Here is a 16,869-nt window from a genome sequence, read left to right on the forward strand (position 1 = left end):
ATAGAAGAGGTTTTTCTCCATAAGATATTATCTCAGATAATTATCATGTCACACTGGTTCCTGTGTCTGCCTGCGGGCCGGGATGCGGATCTGCACCTCTGTACCCTGCCCCTGCCTGCTGGTATAGGTAAGTCCATAAGCCCTGCCGTACAGGATCTGAAGTCTCTGATGTGTGTTGTATACAGCAATGTTTGTGCCGCCGGAGGAAGAACCTGCGCTGTTTCCGGAAATGATTGTGGAAAGCTTTTCCGGAGGGATTCCAACGCCATCGTCTGAGATCAGAAGCACAATATCTTCCTGCTCCATCCAGCCGGTGAGAACGATTGTTCCGGCCTTGGTATCCTTTTCCAGAATGCCGTGAAGAACGCAGTTTTCTATCACAGGCTGTAAGGTAAGCTTTGGTATCTGATAATCTGTCAGCTCATCCGGAATATCAGAGATAAAGGAAATATTGTCATGATAGCGCATGTTCTGGATTTTCAGGTAAATAGAAACATGCTCTTCCTCTTCTCCTATGGTGCTGATGCTTTTTTTGCGGCTCAGTGTCAGCTTATAAAACCGGGAAAGGCTTTGTACAGCGCTGGAAATCTCTGAGGTTTGTCCCTGCAGCGCCATCCAGTTGATCATATCCATAGTATTATACAGAAAATGCGGATTGATCTGAGCCTGCAGAGAATTAAATTCTGCGATCCGAAGTTCTTCTGCCGCTTTCATCTGCTCGTCCATAAGCTGCTGTATTTTTCGAGTCATATAGTTATAGGTATCTACCAGATCACCAATCTCGTCATGATAAACAGGGCTTTCCATGGGAACCGGAGATCCCTGACGGACCTTGCTCATCTGCCGGATCACAGAGGAGATCCGGCTGCTTACAGACCGGGCCAGAAAATGAGCCATAACTGAGGCAAGCACCAGCACTGCAAGGTACATAAGGATATACTGGAACATGATAAAATTGCTTTGTTTTAAAAGAGAAGAAGAGGGCAGGACAGTTACCATGAACCAGCCGGGCTGTCGGATATTGTAAAATCCTGCATAAATCTTCTGGTCGAGGATCGTCCTTTCAATGAAACCGTTGGAAGCCATAAAGGAATCTTCAACAGTCTGGTAATCCAGAAGATAGATACCCGTCCCGGATTTATCAGAAGATGCCACAATGGCATTTCTTTCATTGATAATGTAAGAAACGCTGCCGTCCAGAGTCAGATTCCTTTTCAGCATTTGCGTCAGCTGATCTGAGGAGGAATAAAGGGCAATGTAAGCCTGATGGGCATTTCCCTGATAATAAAAAGTAGTGGAAACAATGTACGCCATATCTCCGAAGGTACATTTTTCCCGTTCTCCCAGATAAAATTCCGGACAGTAGAGCTCGGATTTTCCTGTTCCCTGAAAAATACCATACCAATAGGTCCCCTGTGCCAGACTCATTGGCACAAAATAGTTCTGTGTCAGCTCATCGTGAAAAAGCTTCACGGATTCTGTTGGAAAATCCATGTAGATCTGAAGTCCGGTAATGGTCTGACCGTCAATAAGCTCCTGGGCTTTTTTCTGAAATGCTTCTGCATCCCGGGGATCCAGAAGCATCTGGAAAGGGGAATTGACTGGCTGGTGAAACAATGTTTCATAGAATCCAAGCTCTGTGATCTCCTCATAGGCATCCAGGATTTTCTGGATACGGGCCTCTATCAGAGGCGCGGCCTCGGAGGATGCATCCTGTTCTTTTCGGATGGTATCAGAGACAACCATGTCATACAGCCGGGTGTAGAAAAAGATTCCCACAATAAGTACCGGAATCGTGACGGCAATACTCAGTACAATGGTAAATTTTGATTGCAGATTCATATCTCCGTAAATCTGACGTATTTTTTTTAATAATCTTGTCATTTCAGATTTTTCTCCCTGTACTCAGACGGAGAAAGCCCGCTGTATTTACGAAAGCTTTTTCCAAAGTAATTGCCGTCGCTGTAGCCAACTCTGGATGAAATGTCTGAAATCCGGTATCTGGAATCCTTTAACAGCTGTTTGGCCTTTTCCATCCTGTACTCTGTAAGATATTGATTTAAGGTATGCCCGGTTTCGTTTTTGAAAAAGGTACATACATAGGAGGCAGAAAGAAAAACGTGTTCACTGATATCTTTGACAGAAAGTGTCTCATCCATGTAATGTTTTCCGATGTAGCTTTTGATCATATGGATGGTTGGATTCTCATGTGTCTGATTTCCCGCATGTTCCAAAAAGTCTTCAGTCTGCCGGCGAAGCGTCTGATGGAGCTCGGAAAAAGTAAAACATCTGTCAATGATCTCTGCAATGGGTTCTGCGTACACATCGTCTGTCTGAAGGTTCTGTTTCCGGGCCTTATCAAGGGTCAGGAACAGTTTATAATAGAGATCCTTTACAGCATTCTGGAACACTTTTGTATTTTCAGTAAAATATTCCTGAAGCTGATCCAGAAGAACAAAGGCAGATTCAGGAAGCCCGGAAGAAAGTGAGTCTGCAAACTCGCTTTCCGGTGATGCAGAAACGAGCTCAGGGGAGGACTTTGTGCTCTGGTTCAGTCTGTCAGGGGTCAGCAGTGTATTTTCCGGAAAAAAGAAACTGCTCTGCAAAAGAATCACAGCGGAGGCATAGGACTGATAGGCTTTTGCCATTCCGTATACAGTTTCTCCTGCTGCAATGGAAAATCTTCCCAGAACAGAAAGGCGCTGACAGATAAAGTCGCTGATTTCATGAAAGCACCGGATGGAAGGTTCTGTCTGTCCAAACAGGAAACACAGGAGATTCTGATGCTTTTTGTCTGTGTAAATAAAATTGATCTTTCTTTTTTCCAGAAAGTCAGACAGCTCCTGATAAAACATCTCCAGAGCAGACAGCTCCGGAAAGGTATTCATTCTTATAATAAAGGAAATAAAAAAAGTGGAGCTGTTTACAGTAAAACCAAGTTCTCCGAAAAGTCTGCGGGCAGTCTGAATATCAGGTAAAGCTGGAAGTGTCAGAAGCAGCGCCAGACGGGAGGCGGTTTCCATGGATTTCAGGACCTCTCCTCTTCGTGAGTGGCGTTTCTGTATGTAAAGATCAGCGGCTTCCCGGACTGCCTGGGAGACTTCGGAAGGATTCAGGGGCTTTTCGATATAGCTGACAGCTTTCAGGCGAATGGCAGCTTTGAGATATTCTTTATCCGAATAGCCGCTCATAAAAACAGGAACAGAATCCGGAAGAAGCTTTTCCAGCCGTTCCAGCATGGTGATTCCGTTCATGCGAGGCATACGTACATCACACAAAATGATTTCGGGTTTGTAAAGACGGGCCTGTTCCAGACCGTGAATACCGTCGTCAGCCTGAATGATCTGATCAATGCCAAGGGATTTCCAGTCAATGGCGCTGATCAGCCCTGTACGGGTAAGCTCTTCATCGTCTACGATCAGTAATTTCATAGGATTCTCCTTGTTATAAGTAAAAGTCAGGTATAGTCTATCATATTTTTAACAGGAATACGAGAGAAAAAGTAGAGAGTTTTGTGCATGTAAATGAAAAGATATTACCCGGATTCCAAATATATTCCCATTTTATAAAAAAATCACCAATGGTAAAATAAAATCAGTGAACAGATAGAAAAAAGGAGGGGAAGAGCCGTGTCTGAATATGTTCTTGAGCTAAAAGGAATTACAAAGATTTTTCCGGGTGTGAAAGCGTTGAATAATGTACAGTTTCAGCTGAAACCCGGCGAGGTTCATGCGCTCATGGGTGAAAACGGTGCCGGAAAAAGTACGTTTATTAAGGTAATTACCGGTGTACATAAAGCAGAAGAAGGTGAAATGTTCCTGAACGGTAAAAAAGTGGAGTTCAGAGGACCGAAGGACGCTCAGGCAGCGGGAATCGCAGCCGTATATCAGCATCCAACATCTTACCCGCATCTGACAGTTGCAGAAAATATTTTTATGGGTCATGAGATCATTAAAAACAGAATGATCCAGTGGAAGGCAATGAATACAGAAGCAAATAAACTTCTTGCACAGCTGGATGCAGACTTTGACGCCACAGCGGAAATGGGAACTTTAAGTGTGGCACAGCAGCAGATGGTGGAAATTGCAAAAGCAATGTCTACCAATGCAAAAATCATTATTCTGGACGAGCCTACTGCCGCACTGACAAGATCTGAATCGGAAAAGCTTTATACACTTGTGGACAAATTAAAGTCAGAGGGAGTTTCCATTATTTTTATTTCTCATCGTTTTGAGGATATGTACCGTCTGGCTTCCAGAGTTACGGTATTCCGTGATTCCCAGTATATCGGAACCTATGATGTAAACGGTATTACCAATGCGGATCTGATCAAGGCAATGGTGGGACGTGAGATCACAGATCTTTTCCCGAAGCCAGAGGTTCAGCCGGGAGAGGAGATCCTGAAGGTAGAAAAGCTTTCCAGAACCGGATATTTTAAGGATGTTTCCTTTGAGATAAGAGCCGGAGAAATCCTTGGTCTTACCGGGCTGGTAGGCGCAGGCCGTACCGAGGTGGTGGAAGCTGTGTGCGGAATCACCCGTCCGGATTCAGGAAAAGTTTATCTGGAAGGTAAGGAGGTTCACATCAAGCAGCCCTCTGACGCAATGGAAAAAGGCATTATTCTTCTTCCTGAAGACCGTCAGAAGGAAGGGCTTATCATGAGCTGGGGGCTGGGAAGAAACGTAACCCTTCCCACAATCAGCAAATATGCAAAAGGCGGAATCAATGATGAAAAGACAGAGAGAAATCTGGCGAAGAAGCTTCTTGAGGAAGTAGATACCAAGGCGGTTGATATTTTCCAGCCTGCAAGCTCTCTGTCCGGAGGAAACCAGCAGAAGGTAGTGGTTGCCAAGGCGTTAAGCCAGGAGATGAAGGTTGTGATCATGGACGAGCCCACTAAAGGCGTTGACGTCGGAGCCAAGGCAGAAATCTACGGGATTATGGGAGATCTGGCAAAGAAAGGCTATGCCATTATTCTGATCTCTTCGGAAATGCCTGAGATCCTCGGTATGGCGGACCGTATTATTGTAATGTGCAACGGAAGAAAGACCGGCGAGCTTGGAAGAGAGGAAGCGACTCAGGAGAGGATCCTTGAGCTTGCCATGGAAAAGGGGGCTTCAAAATAATGGAAAAGAAATCATTGGTAAAAAAACTTACAGGATCTCGTGAAGCTCTGCTTGCAGTTGTTCTGATCGTCCTTTTTATTGTCATAACAGCCATTAATCCGTCTTTCCTGACTCCGAAATCCCTGATGGATATGCTGAAAAACAATGCGGTAACAATGGTGATGGCTCTGGGTATGCTGTGCGTTATGCTGGTAGGCGGAATTGATATTTCTATTATGTCTACTCTGGCGTTATCCGGTATGTCCATTGGTATGCTGCTGAAAAACGATGTCATTGAAGCTGCTCCTCTGGCATTTGTAATTGCCATAGGAATCGGTATGATCTGCGGCCTGGTGGTTGGTCTTGTGATCTCCAGAGCAGATGTGCCGCCGATCATTGCCACAATGGGATTTATGTATGTGTTCCGGGCAATGGGCTACCTGGTTTCCAACGGCGGTGAGTGGGCCGGCGCAGCGGCTCTGGGCAGCTTTAAGGATTTTGCAACAACAAAATTCCTTGGTATCAACTGTGTGATCTGGGTTGTGATCCTGTGCTATGCATTCTTTTTCTGGTTTATGAAATGGACCAGAACAGGAAGAATGATTTATGCGGTAGGAAGCAATGCCAGCGCGGCAGAGGTTTCCGGTATCAATGTAAAGAACATCAAGCTTCTTGTTTATGTGATCATGGGACTTCTGGCAGGTCTTGGCGGCGCTCTTCAGGTTTCCGTTTATGCATCAGCAATGCCTGACATGCAGTATGGCGGCGAAATGGACGTTATTGCGGCCTGCGTAATCGGCGGTGTCAGCATGAGCGGCGGCCGCGGAAGTGTTCTGGGCGCTTTGTTCGGCTCTCTGATCCTTGCGACTATCGCAAAGGCGCTTCCTCTGATTCCGTTCTTTGACCAGCTCTGGCTGAATACCATCAAAGGACTGATCATTCTGATCGTAGTTGTAATGAACGTAGTGCTGCAGCGTGTGGCAGACAAAAATGCACTGAAAGGAAGGGAGATGTAATCATGGCTGGAAAATCCGGAAGAAGTATAAATAATGTACCAGAAAGTTCGGTAAAGCGGATGATCTTCTCCTGGGAAGGAATCCTGGTTCTGATCTTTATTGCAGTGAATATTTTCTGCGCAATGTTTTCTGAGTTTTACAATATCAGCAGTCTGCTCCGTCAGATGCCGGTTTATCTTGCAGAGGTATTTCTCATGCTCCCCATGGCATATATCCTGGTCCTTGGCGAGATTGATATTTCTGTTGGTTCTAGTGTGTGTTTGTCAGCCACCATGTGCTGTATTGTGTGCAACATGAACGCTCCGTTTATCGTAGTTGTCCTTACCGGTCTTGCTGTGGGAACTGTATGCGGTGCCATTAACGGACTGATCCTTACAAAATTTACAGAGCTGCCTCCGATGATCGTCACTCTGGCAACTCAGATTATTTTCCGCGGTATTGCGGAGATCATTCTGGGAAGCGGCGGAAGTATTACCATGTCAAATCTGGACGGCTTCACTGCCATTGCAGGAAAGGTGGGACAGGTTCCCTATATTCTGTTTCTGGTTGTGATCCTGGCTGTGATCTTTGCCCTTGTTCTTGGAAAAAGCACGTTTGGAAGAAGAGTATATGCCATCGGAACAAACCGTCTGACCGCATATTATTCCGGCATTCATGTGCAGAAGATCCGCATGATCATTTATACAGTGATGGGAACGGTTTCCGGCCTTTGCGCTATTTTTCTTCTGTCCTCATCCTTCGGAGCCAATACCACAACAGGAAACGGTTTTGAGATGGACGCCATCGCCATGGCAGTGTTTGGAGGAATCTCTTCCACAGGCGGCAAAGGAAATATTGCAGGAGGCGTGATTGCGGCATTTATTATCGTATGTCTCCGCGTAGGACTGGGACAGCAGAACGTCCATGCGCAGGTGATCCTTCTTATTATCGGAGCGCTTCTGATCGCGGCAGTTGCTCTTCCGAATATTATCGGACAGGTAAGAAGAACTGTAAAAAGTAAATAAATAATTGTAAAATCATGTGATATTTTTTAAAATGAAAGGCGCTGCTTTTTCTGAGAGGAGAGCAGTTCCAGATAAAATGCTGCAGCTTATGCAGCAGAAAAGTTACTGATCTCAGTAACTAAAAACTATATTATTCCAAGGGAGGAAAACAAAATGAACAAAAAAGTTATCAGCGCACTTCTTTGTGGAGCAATGGTTCTCGGAGCAGCTACCCCGGTTATGGCTGAGGGCGCAGGAGACGGACAGAAGATCGCACTTGTGGGCAAATCAGCAGGCAACGCGTTCTTTGAGATCGCAGCAGCTTCCTTTAAGGAAACAGTGGAAGCAGAAGGCGGAACAGTGGAGGTTGTATATCCGGAGACAGCAACTGCTGATGCTCAGATCAAAGTTCTTGACAACCTGATTTCCCAGGATTTTGATGCAATCTGCATTGCAGCAAACGATGTAAATGCTCTTCAGGCAAAACTGACAGAAGCTATGGATGCAGGGATCAAGGTATCCTCTTTTGACTCTGCCCCCAATAAAGACAGCCGTCAGGTATTTGTAAATCAGGCAGGTACTGTGGCTGTAGGACAGGCTCTTATGGATGCAGTCCTTGATATTTCCGGCGGAGAAGGCCAGTTTGCAATTCTTTCTGCCACATCCCAGGCTGCAAACCAGAACGCATGGATCGACGCTATGAAGAAAATTATGGAAGAAGATGAGAAATACAGCAAACTGGAGCTTGTAGAAGTTGCTTATGGTGATGATGAGCCTCAGAAATCTACAGACCAGACAGCGGCGCTTCTTCAGAACTACCCGGATCTGAAGGTTATCTGCGCACCTACAACTGTCGGTATTGCAGCAGCTGCAAAATATCTTCAGGATAATGAATCCACATGTAAACTGACAGGTCTTGGCCTTCCTTCTGAAATGCTTGAGTACACAGGCGGTGACGACGCTCATTCCTGCCCGTACTTCTATCTGTGGGATATGCAGGGCCTTGGAAAGCTCAGCGCTTACACAACCATGGCACTTGTAAAGGGCGATATCACAGGCGCGCTTGACGAGACATTTACAGCAGGCGATCTTGGCGATTATACAATTACAGAGGCTGATGACAAAGGAACAGAGATTGTTCTTGGAGAGCCGCTTCAGTTCACACCTGAGAACATTGAAGAGTACGCAGAGCTGTACTAAAATAAAGCAATAAAAATAAGAAGTTTTTTCATACCATTTAAGAATCCTTTTTGAAGAGGGACGCCGGGAAGCTGGCGTCTCTTTCTTATTTGTGCTATGATAAGAAAAAATCAGTAAGAAGGCGGTAGAAATATGCAGCAGGCACTTTTGGACCATTTAAGAAAAATAACAGAGGAAGAGCAGCGTATTCTTGATGGAGCGTCAGAAGTGGATCAGGGGCTGTATACATCAGGAAAGGACTTTACTGTGGACAGTGCAAAAATGCTGGAGGAGGGAAAGCTGATCGCAGTGCGGACCCACACCAGATTTGTGCATTTTCCGCCTCACAGGCATAATTTTATCGAGGTGCTTTATGTGTGCGAAGGCTCGCTTACCAATATCATAGGAGGAAAGCAGGTGGTTATTGAGGCAGGAGAGCTTCTGTTTCTGAACCAGTTTACCAGACATGAGATCCTGCCTGCGGGAAAAAATGATATTGCCATTAATTTTATGATTCTTCCGGAGTTTTTTGATGTGGCCTATACCATGGCAGGAAGCAATAATGTACTGGCGGATTTTCTTGTTAATGTATTACGGCAGAATGAAGAAAAGGGAGAGTATCTTCACTTTCGTGTGGCAGAGGTGCTGCAGATCCAGAATCTTCTGGAAAATATGATCTATTCTCTGGTAACAGGCAGAGGGGATCAGAACCGGATCAATCAGACGACCATGGGACTGATTTTTCTGTATCTTCTGGATTCTGTCCAGTATGCAGAGATGAGAGTGCCTAATCAATATGAAAATATGATATCCATGACAACTCTGGATTATATTGAGCAGAATTATAAGACAGCTACCCTGACGGAGCTGTGCGTCAGGCTTCATCTTCCCATGCATGTACTCAGCAAAATGATTAAAAAAAACACAGGATTTAATTTTAAGGAGCTGCTTCAGCGGAAGCGCATGAATAAGGCGATAGAACTGATGTGTGAGACAGAGCTTCCGATCAGTGATATCATTGCGGCAGTGGGATATGAGAACGGCAGTTATTTTCACCGGGTCTTCCGGGAAAAGTATCATGTGACACCAAGAGCCTTCCGGGAAATAAACAGAAAGCGGGAGACTGTGCGTTTGTAGAACTGTATAAATAAAAACGGGACATTACAAAATACACTTCAGAAGAAATGTGCTTTGTAATGTCCTTTTTTAGATTTTACTTTATCTTTGGCAATAGGAAAAAGAAATGTCTCAAGAAATGCGGAATACGGGAAACAGAGAACTCTGTATGTTCCGCAGATATTTATGTAATATCATTGGTGTTTCCTTTTCTGTGTGTACCTGAAGTAAAATCTATATTTATTTTAGCATATTTTATGTAGATAGAAAAGAATTGGTTTTGTAGAAAAAACAGAGAGATAATTATGCAAATTGCACAAAAAATAGATAGAAAAAACTAAAAAAGAATATGATTAGCATAAAAATATTGGGATTGGATAGTGGTGAAAGCGAAAAAATGGAAGAACAGAACCAGGGTTAGCATAATAACAAAAAATCCGGAACTTTATGTTCCGGATTTTCAGTAGCGAGAGGGGGATTCGAACCCTCGACACTACGGGTATGAACCGTATGCTCTAGCCAACTGAGCTATCTCGCCATGTCTGTTTATTCGGTTGTTATGGGGCCTATAGGGCTCGAACCTATGACCCTCTGCTTGTAAGGCAGATGCTCTCCCAGCTGAGCTAAGACCCCATATCTGATGTCTGTTCAGTGGAAGTTTTTTTCGTTTCCCTCAACCGACTTCGTTAGTATATAACACATATATCCAAATGTCAACACTTTTTTTAAAAAAATTTATTTTTATTTTTTTCGGAAATTTATGTGATATACAAAGGCTTTTAGAGATACTAAAAAAGTTTTTTTATAGTAACTTTTTTCCTGCTATGGTAAAATACTGATGGTTAGAATGAGAACAGAGAAGGGGAGACATTATGACAACAGATGAAGTATTTATGAAAAAGGCCATTGAGCTTGCAGCGCTTGCAGTGGAACACGGCAACGAACCTTTTGGCGCAGTTCTTGTAAAGGACGGAGAAGCTGTATACACCAATGAAAATCAGATCTATACAGCCACAGATCCTACTTTTCATGCGGAGGCAGGACTGATCCGGCGTTTTTGTAAAGAAACAGGGATTACGGATTTAAGCGATTATACTCTGTACTCAAGCTGCGAGCCTTGTTTTATGTGCTGCGGAGCCATGGTATGGGTAAAGCTTGGAAGACTGGTATATGGGGCGAGCGACAGAGATCTCTGCGAAATCCTGGGCGAGCAGGGGAACGACTGTGCGGAACTGGTATTTGAAAGATCTCACTGGAGACCGGAAGTGACAGCCGGCGTTATGCGGGAAGAAAGCATCTGTGTTCTGAGGGATTATTTTTCCGGCCATCAGAAAGGCTGAAAACAAAAGGACAGGTATGGCTTCCGACGATGGCGGGGAAGCCGTCACAGGGCGTCCGCATAAAATTTCCTCTAGGCATTTTTTCCATTTTGTTGTATCATAATAAACGAATATGCCTGATTTTACAGGCAAGTACAATAATCGAAAGGGGAATGGGACTGTGGGAAAGAAAATGCTCTTTGTTTTTAACCCCAAGGCAGGCAAGGGAAAGATCAAAACCCATCTGCTGGATATTATTGATATTTTTAATAAGAATGATTATGAGGTGATCATCCGTTCTACTCAGAAGGCAAAGGACGCCTACGAGCAGGCCAGGGAGTACGCTGATGAGGTGGACCTGATCGTATGCAGCGGAGGAGACGGAACGCTGGATGAGGTTGTGACCGGGATTATGGAGAAAAAAAGTGATGTCCCCATCGGGTATATCCCTGCCGGAAGTACCAATGATTTTGCCAACAGCCTGTTTATGCCGAAGAATATGACAGAGGCTGCTTCCATGATCATGGAGGAAGAACTGTATCACTGCGATATCGGAAGGTTTAACAGCCAGACCTTTGCCTATGTGGCAGCCTTCGGACTTTTTACAGACGTATCCTATGAGACGGATCAGGATCTGAAAAATGTTCTGGGTCATGTGGCTTATATTCTGGAAGGAGTCAAAAGACTTTTTGATATCAAATCCTATCATATGAAAGTAAAATCAGAGGAAATTGAAGTAGAAGATGATTTTATGGTAGGAATGATCACAAATTCCAGATCTGTGGGAGGCTTTAAAAATCTTACAGGCAAGAATGTGGATATGAATGACGGCCTTTTTGAAGTGACACTGATCGTAAAGCCCAAGAACCCTCTGGAGCTTCAGGAGATCATGACAGCTCTTGTTATGGCTGAGGATAATACGGATCTTGTTCATTCATTTAAAACAGGAAAGATCACCATAGAGGCAGAGGAAGCAGTTCCGTGGACGCTGGACGGTGAATTCGGAGGAAATCACACGTCCGTAGAAATAGAAAATATGCATAAAGCACTGAATCTGTATTTAAAAAGCACAAAAAAGAATTAAGCCAATAAAACAGAAAACATAAAGGAGAAAGCTAATGTCAGACTATACTAACGTAAAAGAACTCTTTGGATGCGATGTGTTCAATGATTCCGTTATGCAGGAGAGACTTCCGAAAAAAGTCTATAAAGAGCTGAAAAAAACCATAGAAGAAGGCAAAGAACTGTCTATGGAGATTGCGGATGTAGTTGCTCATGAGATGAAGGAATGGGCAATTGAAAAGGGGGCAACCCATTACAGCCACTGGTTTCAGCCGCTGACAGGAGTAACTGCAGAAAAGCATGATGCTTTTATCACTGCTCCCATGGAAAACGGAAAGGTTCTTTTAAGCTTTTCCGGCAAAGAGCTTATTAAAGGAGAGCCGGATGCGTCTTCTTTTCCTTCCGGCGGTCTGAGAGCTACGTTTGAGGCAAGAGGTTATACAGCCTGGGATTGTACCTCACCTGCGTTTGTGCGCCATGACGCAGCAGGCGGCACACTGTGTATACCAACTGCTTTCTGTTCTTATACAGGAGAGGCTCTGGATCAGAAAACTCCTCTTCTCCGTTCCATGGAGGCAGTAAATAAACAGGCTTTAAGACTGATCCGTCTTTTTGGAAATACCACATCCAAAAAAGTAACTCCGTCTGTAGGAGCAGAGCAGGAATATTTCCTTATAGATAAAGAAAAGTGGCTTCAGAGAAAAGACCTGACTTACACAGGCAGAACTCTGTTTGGCGCAATGCCGCCAAAGGGACAGGAGATGGACGATCATTATCTGGGAACTATCCGTCAGAGAGTTTCCGCATATATGAAGGAAGTCAATGAAGAGTGCTGGAAGCTGGGAATCACTGCAAAAACCCAGCACAACGAAGTTGCTCCGGCTCAGCATGAGCTTGCTCCAATCTACGCACCGGCCAACATTGCAGCCGACCACAATCAGATGATGATGCGCATTCTGAAAAAGGTGGCAAGCCGTCATGGTATGCGCTGCCTGCTTCATGAGAAGCCCTTTGCAGGCGTAAATGGTTCCGGTAAGCATAACAACTGGTCTCTGACCACAGATGACGGGATCAACCTTCTGGAGCCGGGCAAAACTCCTCATGAGAATATCCAGTTCCTTCTTGTTCTTACCTGTATTCTGAAAGCAGTGGATATTCATGCAGACCTTCTTCGTGAATCTGCGGCAGATGTGGGAAATGATCACCGTCTGGGAGGAAACGAAGCGCCGCCTGCTGTTATTTCCGTATTTCTGGGAGAGCAGCTGGAGGATGTGCTGGATCAGCTGATCAGCACAGGAATGGCAACTCACAGCAAAAAAGGCAGTAAGCTTCACACAGGTGTAAAAACGCTTCCTGATTTTATGAAAGACGCCACAGACAGAAACAGAACTTCACCGTTTGCCTTTACAGGAAATAAATTTGAGTTCCGTATGGTTGGTTCCAGAGATTCTATTTCTGAATGTAATGTGGTTTTAAATACCATTGCAGCTCAGGCATTTAAAGAGGCCTGTGACCGTCTGGAGGCGGCTCCTGATTTTGATCTGGCTGTCCATGATCTGATCAAGGAATATGCAACAGAGCATCAGAGGATCGTATTTAACGGAAACGGCTACGCTCCGGAATGGGAGGAAGAGGCAAAACGCCGGGGACTTCCGATTCTTCCGTCCATGGTTGATGCCATTCCGGCTCTTACTACAGACAAAGCAGTAGAGCTTTTTGAAACTTTCCATGTATTTACTAAGGCAGAGCTGGAATCCCGTGCGGAGATCCAGTATGAGATTTATGCAAAAGCCATTAACATTGAGGCAAAGACAATGCTGGATATTGTTACCAAGCAGATCATTCCGGCAGTGATCAAATATACAACGGTACTTGCCCAGTCTGTAAACGCAGTCCGCGCAGCAGCGGCAGTGGATGTCAGCGTACAGCTTGGACTTCTTACCAAATGCTCTGAGCGTCTTGCAAAGACAAACGAAGCCATGGAGGCTCTGGCCGAGGTGGTATCTCACATCGGAGAGTATCCGGAAGGCAGAGAGCGCGCTGTATACTGCAGAGAAAAAGTAGTGACAGCCATGGAAGAGCTTCGCAGACCGGTAGATGAGCTGGAAATGCTGGTGGATAAGGAAATGTGGCCAATGCCTTCCTACGGCGATCTGATTTTTGAGGTGTAATATGGAAGAAATGAAATTTCTGGAGGAGCAGCAGGTTTCTCCGGAGCTGATCCGTCAGGCAGAGGAATTTCGAAATACATATACCACAGATGAGGCTGCTGTTCACAGAATTGTGAAGCCCTCGATCCCCTTTTATGGAAAAGATATCCTGGAGATGGCTATTGCAGGCCTTCTCCGGGGAGAAAATCTGCTTCTGACAGGACCGAAGGCTACGGGCAAAAATATTCTGGCAGAGAATCTTGCCTATATTTTCGGCAGACCTTCTTATAATGTATCATTTCACGTAAATACCAACAGCGGCGACCTGATCGGAACCGATACGTTTTCTGACAATGAGGTAAAGCTTCGCAAAGGCAGTATTTATCAGTGCGCGGAATATGGCGGCTTCGGGATTCTGGATGAGATCAATATGGCGAAAAATGACGCGGTATCTGTACTTCATGCCACCCTTGATTACCGTCGCTCCATTGATGTTCCGGGCTATGACAGAATCGATCTCCACCCTGCGGCCAGATTTATCGGAACCATGAATTACGGATATGCAGGAACAAAGGAACTGAACGAAGCCCTTGTTTCCCGTTTTCTGGTGATCGACATGCCGGCGCAGACTGAAGAATCTCTGAAATTTATCTTTCATCAGATGTTCCCCGGTGCCAGAGAAGAAGCAGTAGCACAGTTTACAGGAGTATTTCTGGATCTTCAGAAAAAAGCTCTGAACAGTGAGATTTCCACAAAGCCTCTGGATCTCAGAGGACTTCTGGCTGCCATGAAGATTGTGGATACAGGACTTTCACCCTGGCAGGCAGTGCAGATGGGCGTGATCAATAAGACCTTTGATGTTTTTGAAAAAGAGATCGTGGAGGATGTGGTGAGAACCCGCATTCCACGTGAATGGACAAAAGAGGATGTCTATGAATAAAGAACTCCCAATGGAGCTGGATGACAGCCGGTTTGAACTGGAAAACAGAGTAAAAAATCTTCTCTGGACAGTCAGCGGAGACTATGGCCTGGACATGAAACCGGATGTATCGCTGTTTTTAAGGTCAGAGGCAATCGCCCTTTATGACGGAATCAAACAGGGAGCTTTTGCCAGGTTTTACGACAGGGACATGATGGGAATGTACCTGGTAAAAAAAGTATTTCTTCAGGCGGATGAACAGTGTCTGACGCAGCTTGCCCAGCTTTGTATTGAAGAAGCCGTAGGAGAAAAAGTCTGCCGGGAACGTCCCGGGATCCGCTCCATTCAGCGAAAGGCCTGCGAGGATATTCTGGATCAGGAATTTGAACAGATGTGTGCTCCGGGCAATGTGCTTGGAAAGCTGAGAGCAGCAGTTTTAAGAAGACGGCTGGAGGGCAGCTCCTACCGGGCGGAAAAAAAGCTTCAGGAGCTCACGGACACAGTGGCAGGCGCAGCCGGTGCAGAGAACACCATGGACCTGATCCGGCTTGTGGATAAGCTCTATAACCGGCTGGTGGACCCGTCCTTTGAAGCTGTTCACGGGAATCTGGAAAAGGTACTTGCGGTCAGCATAAAGGAGCTTACAGAATATCCCTGGGAGGATTATCTCACGGAAGAGCTGTATGAGGAAGCTCTGGAAAGCTATATGGAGCAGCTTACCGGAAATATGACGGGGCTTGAAGACAGAGCTGTGACAGAATCCATGGAAGAGGAACGCAGAAAAAAGCACAAGATCACGGTTCTTCCACCGGAGGTACTGGAAAAGGCCCATACATACGTGGAGCTGAATTACGGAAAAACCTATCTGACGGAAACAGAAGAAAAACGGATCAATCATCTTATGTGCCGGGGCATCCACGGAGACTGCAGCCTTTATTTTACAGAGGGAATCCTGAAAAATCCGGTAAAAAGAAATTATCAGTATGAATATGCAGTCCGTCTGAGAAACAAAAATATCTGGCTGTATCATGATAAACACAGAATTGTAAAACACAATATCGCAGAGCTGACAGACACCCTTCGTAAATCTCTTACCCTGAGAGCGGAAACCCAGACTGTGCTCTCCGACAGAGGAATGATTGTTCCCTCAAGACTGTGGAGGATCGGGAGAAGCAGTGATGCCAAAATCTTTCAGAGAGAGCTGAAGGCAGACGCAGCAGATTTTGTGGTGGACGTGCTGATCGATGCCAGCGGTTCCCAGATGAGCCGTCAGGGCGAGGTGGCGATCCAGGCTTATATTATCAGCGAGGCTCTGAGCAATGTGGAAATTCCTCACAGAGTTATGAGCTTCTGTACCTTCTGGGATTATACGATCCTGCACAGATTCCGTAAGTATGATGATCCCAGAACAGAAAACGAGAATATTTTTAATTACGTGACCTCTTCCAATAACAGGGACGGCCTTGCCATAAAAACAGCGGGCCATAGTCTTCTTCAGAGGCAGGAAGAAAAGAAGATCCTTATTGTACTCAGCGACGGGCGGCCCTATGATGTGATCGTCAACAGGCCCAATGCTAAAAATCCTCAGCCCTACCGGGGAAACACCGCGATTTCAGATACAGCCACAGAAGTCCGCAGACTGAGGAATCTTGACGTCAGTGTGCTGGGAGTGTTTGCCGGGGAAGAAAAGGATCTTTCTACGGAAAAGAAGATCTTTGGCAAGGATTTTGCCTATATCCGGGACATCCGCAACTTCTCCAGAATCGTCGGAAGGTATCTGAAGAAGCAGCTTGAAACAGAGTAACAGTCTGATATCCTGCATAATAACAGGTATCAGGCTGTTGTTTTTTGTGGGAAATATATAGAATGGAGGAAAAAACTGTAATTTTTTTGCGTATTTTTTATTCTAACATCAAAAAAACAGTTGAATAATCCTGTAAAATCAGATATAATGTGTAAATGCAATAAAGGGATAGAGAGGAACCTGAAAGAGTTCTATTTTTTTTACCATGAATGTCCG

12 protein-coding genes and 2 tRNA genes are annotated in these 16,869 nt (G+C 45.0%); 10 read left to right on the forward strand and 4 right to left on the reverse strand.

Going from position 1 to position 16,869, the window contains the following annotated elements:
* Window positions 1–48 precede the first annotated feature (48 nt).
* Together NSA57_RS00715 and NSA57_RS00720 are read right to left on the reverse strand one after the other, a co-directional pair.
* Window positions 49–1,884, reverse strand: coding sequence for a sensor histidine kinase (locus tag NSA57_RS00715; protein WP_173752023.1), 1,836 nt, complete (start codon window positions 1,882–1,884; stop codon window positions 49–51).
* Window positions 1,881–3,431 (reverse strand): response regulator transcription factor, encoded by a 1,551-nt coding sequence (locus tag NSA57_RS00720; protein WP_022067813.1) that lies wholly within the window; start codon window positions 3,429–3,431, stop codon window positions 1,881–1,883. Before NSA57_RS00720 ends, NSA57_RS00715 begins: the two co-directional genes overlap by 4 nt.
* A 198-nt stretch (window positions 3,432–3,629) precedes the next feature.
* Here NSA57_RS00720 and NSA57_RS00725 point away from each other — a divergent pair, with 198 nt between their 5' ends.
* The 5 genes from NSA57_RS00725 to NSA57_RS00745 all read left to right on the forward strand — a co-directional run bounded on the left by NSA57_RS00725 (window position 3,630) and on the right by NSA57_RS00745 (window position 9,420).
* Window positions 3,630–5,126 carry a sugar ABC transporter ATP-binding protein gene (locus NSA57_RS00725; protein ID WP_257463706.1) on the forward strand — a complete coding sequence of 499 codons (1,497 nt, stop codon included), beginning with the start codon at window positions 3,630–3,632 and terminating at the stop codon, window positions 5,124–5,126.
* Window positions 5,126–6,121, forward strand: coding sequence for an ABC transporter permease (locus NSA57_RS00730; protein WP_257463707.1), 996 nt, complete (start codon window positions 5,126–5,128; stop codon window positions 6,119–6,121). The genes NSA57_RS00725 and NSA57_RS00730 overlap by 1 nt, the downstream gene beginning before the upstream one ends.
* Before the next feature lie 2 nt (window positions 6,122–6,123).
* Window positions 6,124–7,125: an ABC transporter permease gene (locus NSA57_RS00735; RefSeq protein ID WP_257463708.1), complete on the forward strand. Its 1,002-nt coding sequence runs from the start codon at window positions 6,124–6,126 to the stop codon at window positions 7,123–7,125.
* Window positions 7,126–7,278: 153 nt separating this feature from the next.
* Window positions 7,279–8,304 (forward strand): substrate-binding domain-containing protein, encoded by a 1,026-nt coding sequence (locus NSA57_RS00740; RefSeq protein ID WP_257463709.1) that lies wholly within the window; start codon window positions 7,279–7,281, stop codon window positions 8,302–8,304.
* Window positions 8,305–8,436: 132 nt separating this feature from the next.
* The gene (locus NSA57_RS00745) at window positions 8,437–9,420 is read left to right on the forward strand and encodes an AraC family transcriptional regulator (protein ID WP_257463710.1); all 984 of its coding nucleotides are present in this window, start codon (window positions 8,437–8,439) and stop codon (window positions 9,418–9,420) included.
* A gap of 443 nt (window positions 9,421–9,863) precedes the next feature.
* On the opposite strand, the gene NSA57_RS00750 is transcribed toward NSA57_RS00745, so the two are convergent.
* Together NSA57_RS00750 and NSA57_RS00755 are read right to left on the reverse strand one after the other, a co-directional pair.
* Window positions 9,864–9,937, reverse strand: a tRNA-Met gene (locus NSA57_RS00750).
* Between the two features lie 22 nt (window positions 9,938–9,959).
* Window positions 9,960–10,032, reverse strand: a tRNA-Val gene (locus NSA57_RS00755).
* A gap of 239 nt (window positions 10,033–10,271) precedes the next feature.
* Here NSA57_RS00755 and NSA57_RS00760 point away from each other — a divergent pair.
* From NSA57_RS00760 to NSA57_RS00780, 5 genes are all read left to right on the forward strand, one after another.
* Window positions 10,272–10,739, forward strand: coding sequence for a nucleoside deaminase (locus NSA57_RS00760; RefSeq protein ID WP_147598026.1), 468 nt, complete (start codon window positions 10,272–10,274; stop codon window positions 10,737–10,739).
* A gap of 160 nt (window positions 10,740–10,899) precedes the next feature.
* A complete protein-coding gene (locus tag NSA57_RS00765) occupies window positions 10,900–11,802 on the forward strand; it encodes a diacylglycerol/lipid kinase family protein (RefSeq protein WP_147598027.1) in 903 nt (300 codons plus the stop codon).
* A 34-nt stretch (window positions 11,803–11,836) separates the two neighbouring features.
* On the forward strand, window positions 11,837–13,951 hold the full coding sequence (locus tag NSA57_RS00770) for a glutamine synthetase III family protein (protein ID WP_257463712.1): 2,115 nt from the start codon (window positions 11,837–11,839) through the stop codon (window positions 13,949–13,951).
* A 1-nt stretch (window position 13,952) separates the two neighbouring features.
* Window positions 13,953–14,870, forward strand: coding sequence for an AAA family ATPase (locus NSA57_RS00775; protein ID WP_257463713.1), 918 nt, complete (start codon window positions 13,953–13,955; stop codon window positions 14,868–14,870).
* Window positions 14,857–16,653 carry a cobaltochelatase CobT-related protein gene (locus tag NSA57_RS00780; RefSeq protein ID WP_390427457.1) on the forward strand — a complete coding sequence of 599 codons (1,797 nt, stop codon included), beginning with the start codon at window positions 14,857–14,859 and terminating at the stop codon, window positions 16,651–16,653. Before NSA57_RS00775 ends, NSA57_RS00780 begins: the two co-directional genes overlap by 14 nt.
* Window positions 16,654–16,869: the final 216 nt, after the last annotated feature.

This window comes from Blautia caecimuris (assembly GCF_024622975.1).
GTDB lineage: Bacteria > Bacillota > Clostridia > Lachnospirales > Lachnospiraceae > Blautia_A > Blautia_A caecimuris.

Bases quoted from the DNA above. Each gene is read 5' to 3' on its own strand.
- NSA57_RS00715 (WP_173752023.1), bottom strand. From the start codon at position 1,884: ATGACAAGATTATTAAAAAAAATACGTCAGATTTACGGAGATATGAAT.
- NSA57_RS00720 (WP_022067813.1), bottom strand. From the start codon at position 3,431: ATGAAATTACTGATCGTAGACGATGAAGAGCTTACCCGTACAGGGCTG.
- NSA57_RS00730 (WP_257463707.1), top strand. From the start codon at position 5,126: ATGGAAAAGAAATCATTGGTAAAAAAACTTACAGGATCTCGTGAAGCT.
- NSA57_RS00735 (WP_257463708.1), top strand. From the start codon at position 6,124: ATGGCTGGAAAATCCGGAAGAAGTATAAATAATGTACCAGAAAGTTCG.
- NSA57_RS00740 (WP_257463709.1), top strand. From the start codon at position 7,279: ATGAACAAAAAAGTTATCAGCGCACTTCTTTGTGGAGCAATGGTTCTC.
- NSA57_RS00745 (WP_257463710.1), top strand. From the start codon at position 8,437: ATGCAGCAGGCACTTTTGGACCATTTAAGAAAAATAACAGAGGAAGAG.
- NSA57_RS00760 (WP_147598026.1), top strand. From the start codon at position 10,272: ATGACAACAGATGAAGTATTTATGAAAAAGGCCATTGAGCTTGCAGCG.
- NSA57_RS00770 (WP_257463712.1), top strand. From the start codon at position 11,837: ATGTCAGACTATACTAACGTAAAAGAACTCTTTGGATGCGATGTGTTC.
- NSA57_RS00775 (WP_257463713.1), top strand. From the start codon at position 13,953: ATGGAAGAAATGAAATTTCTGGAGGAGCAGCAGGTTTCTCCGGAGCTG.
- NSA57_RS00780 (WP_390427457.1), top strand. From the start codon at position 14,857: ATGTCTATGAATAAAGAACTCCCAATGGAGCTGGATGACAGCCGGTTT.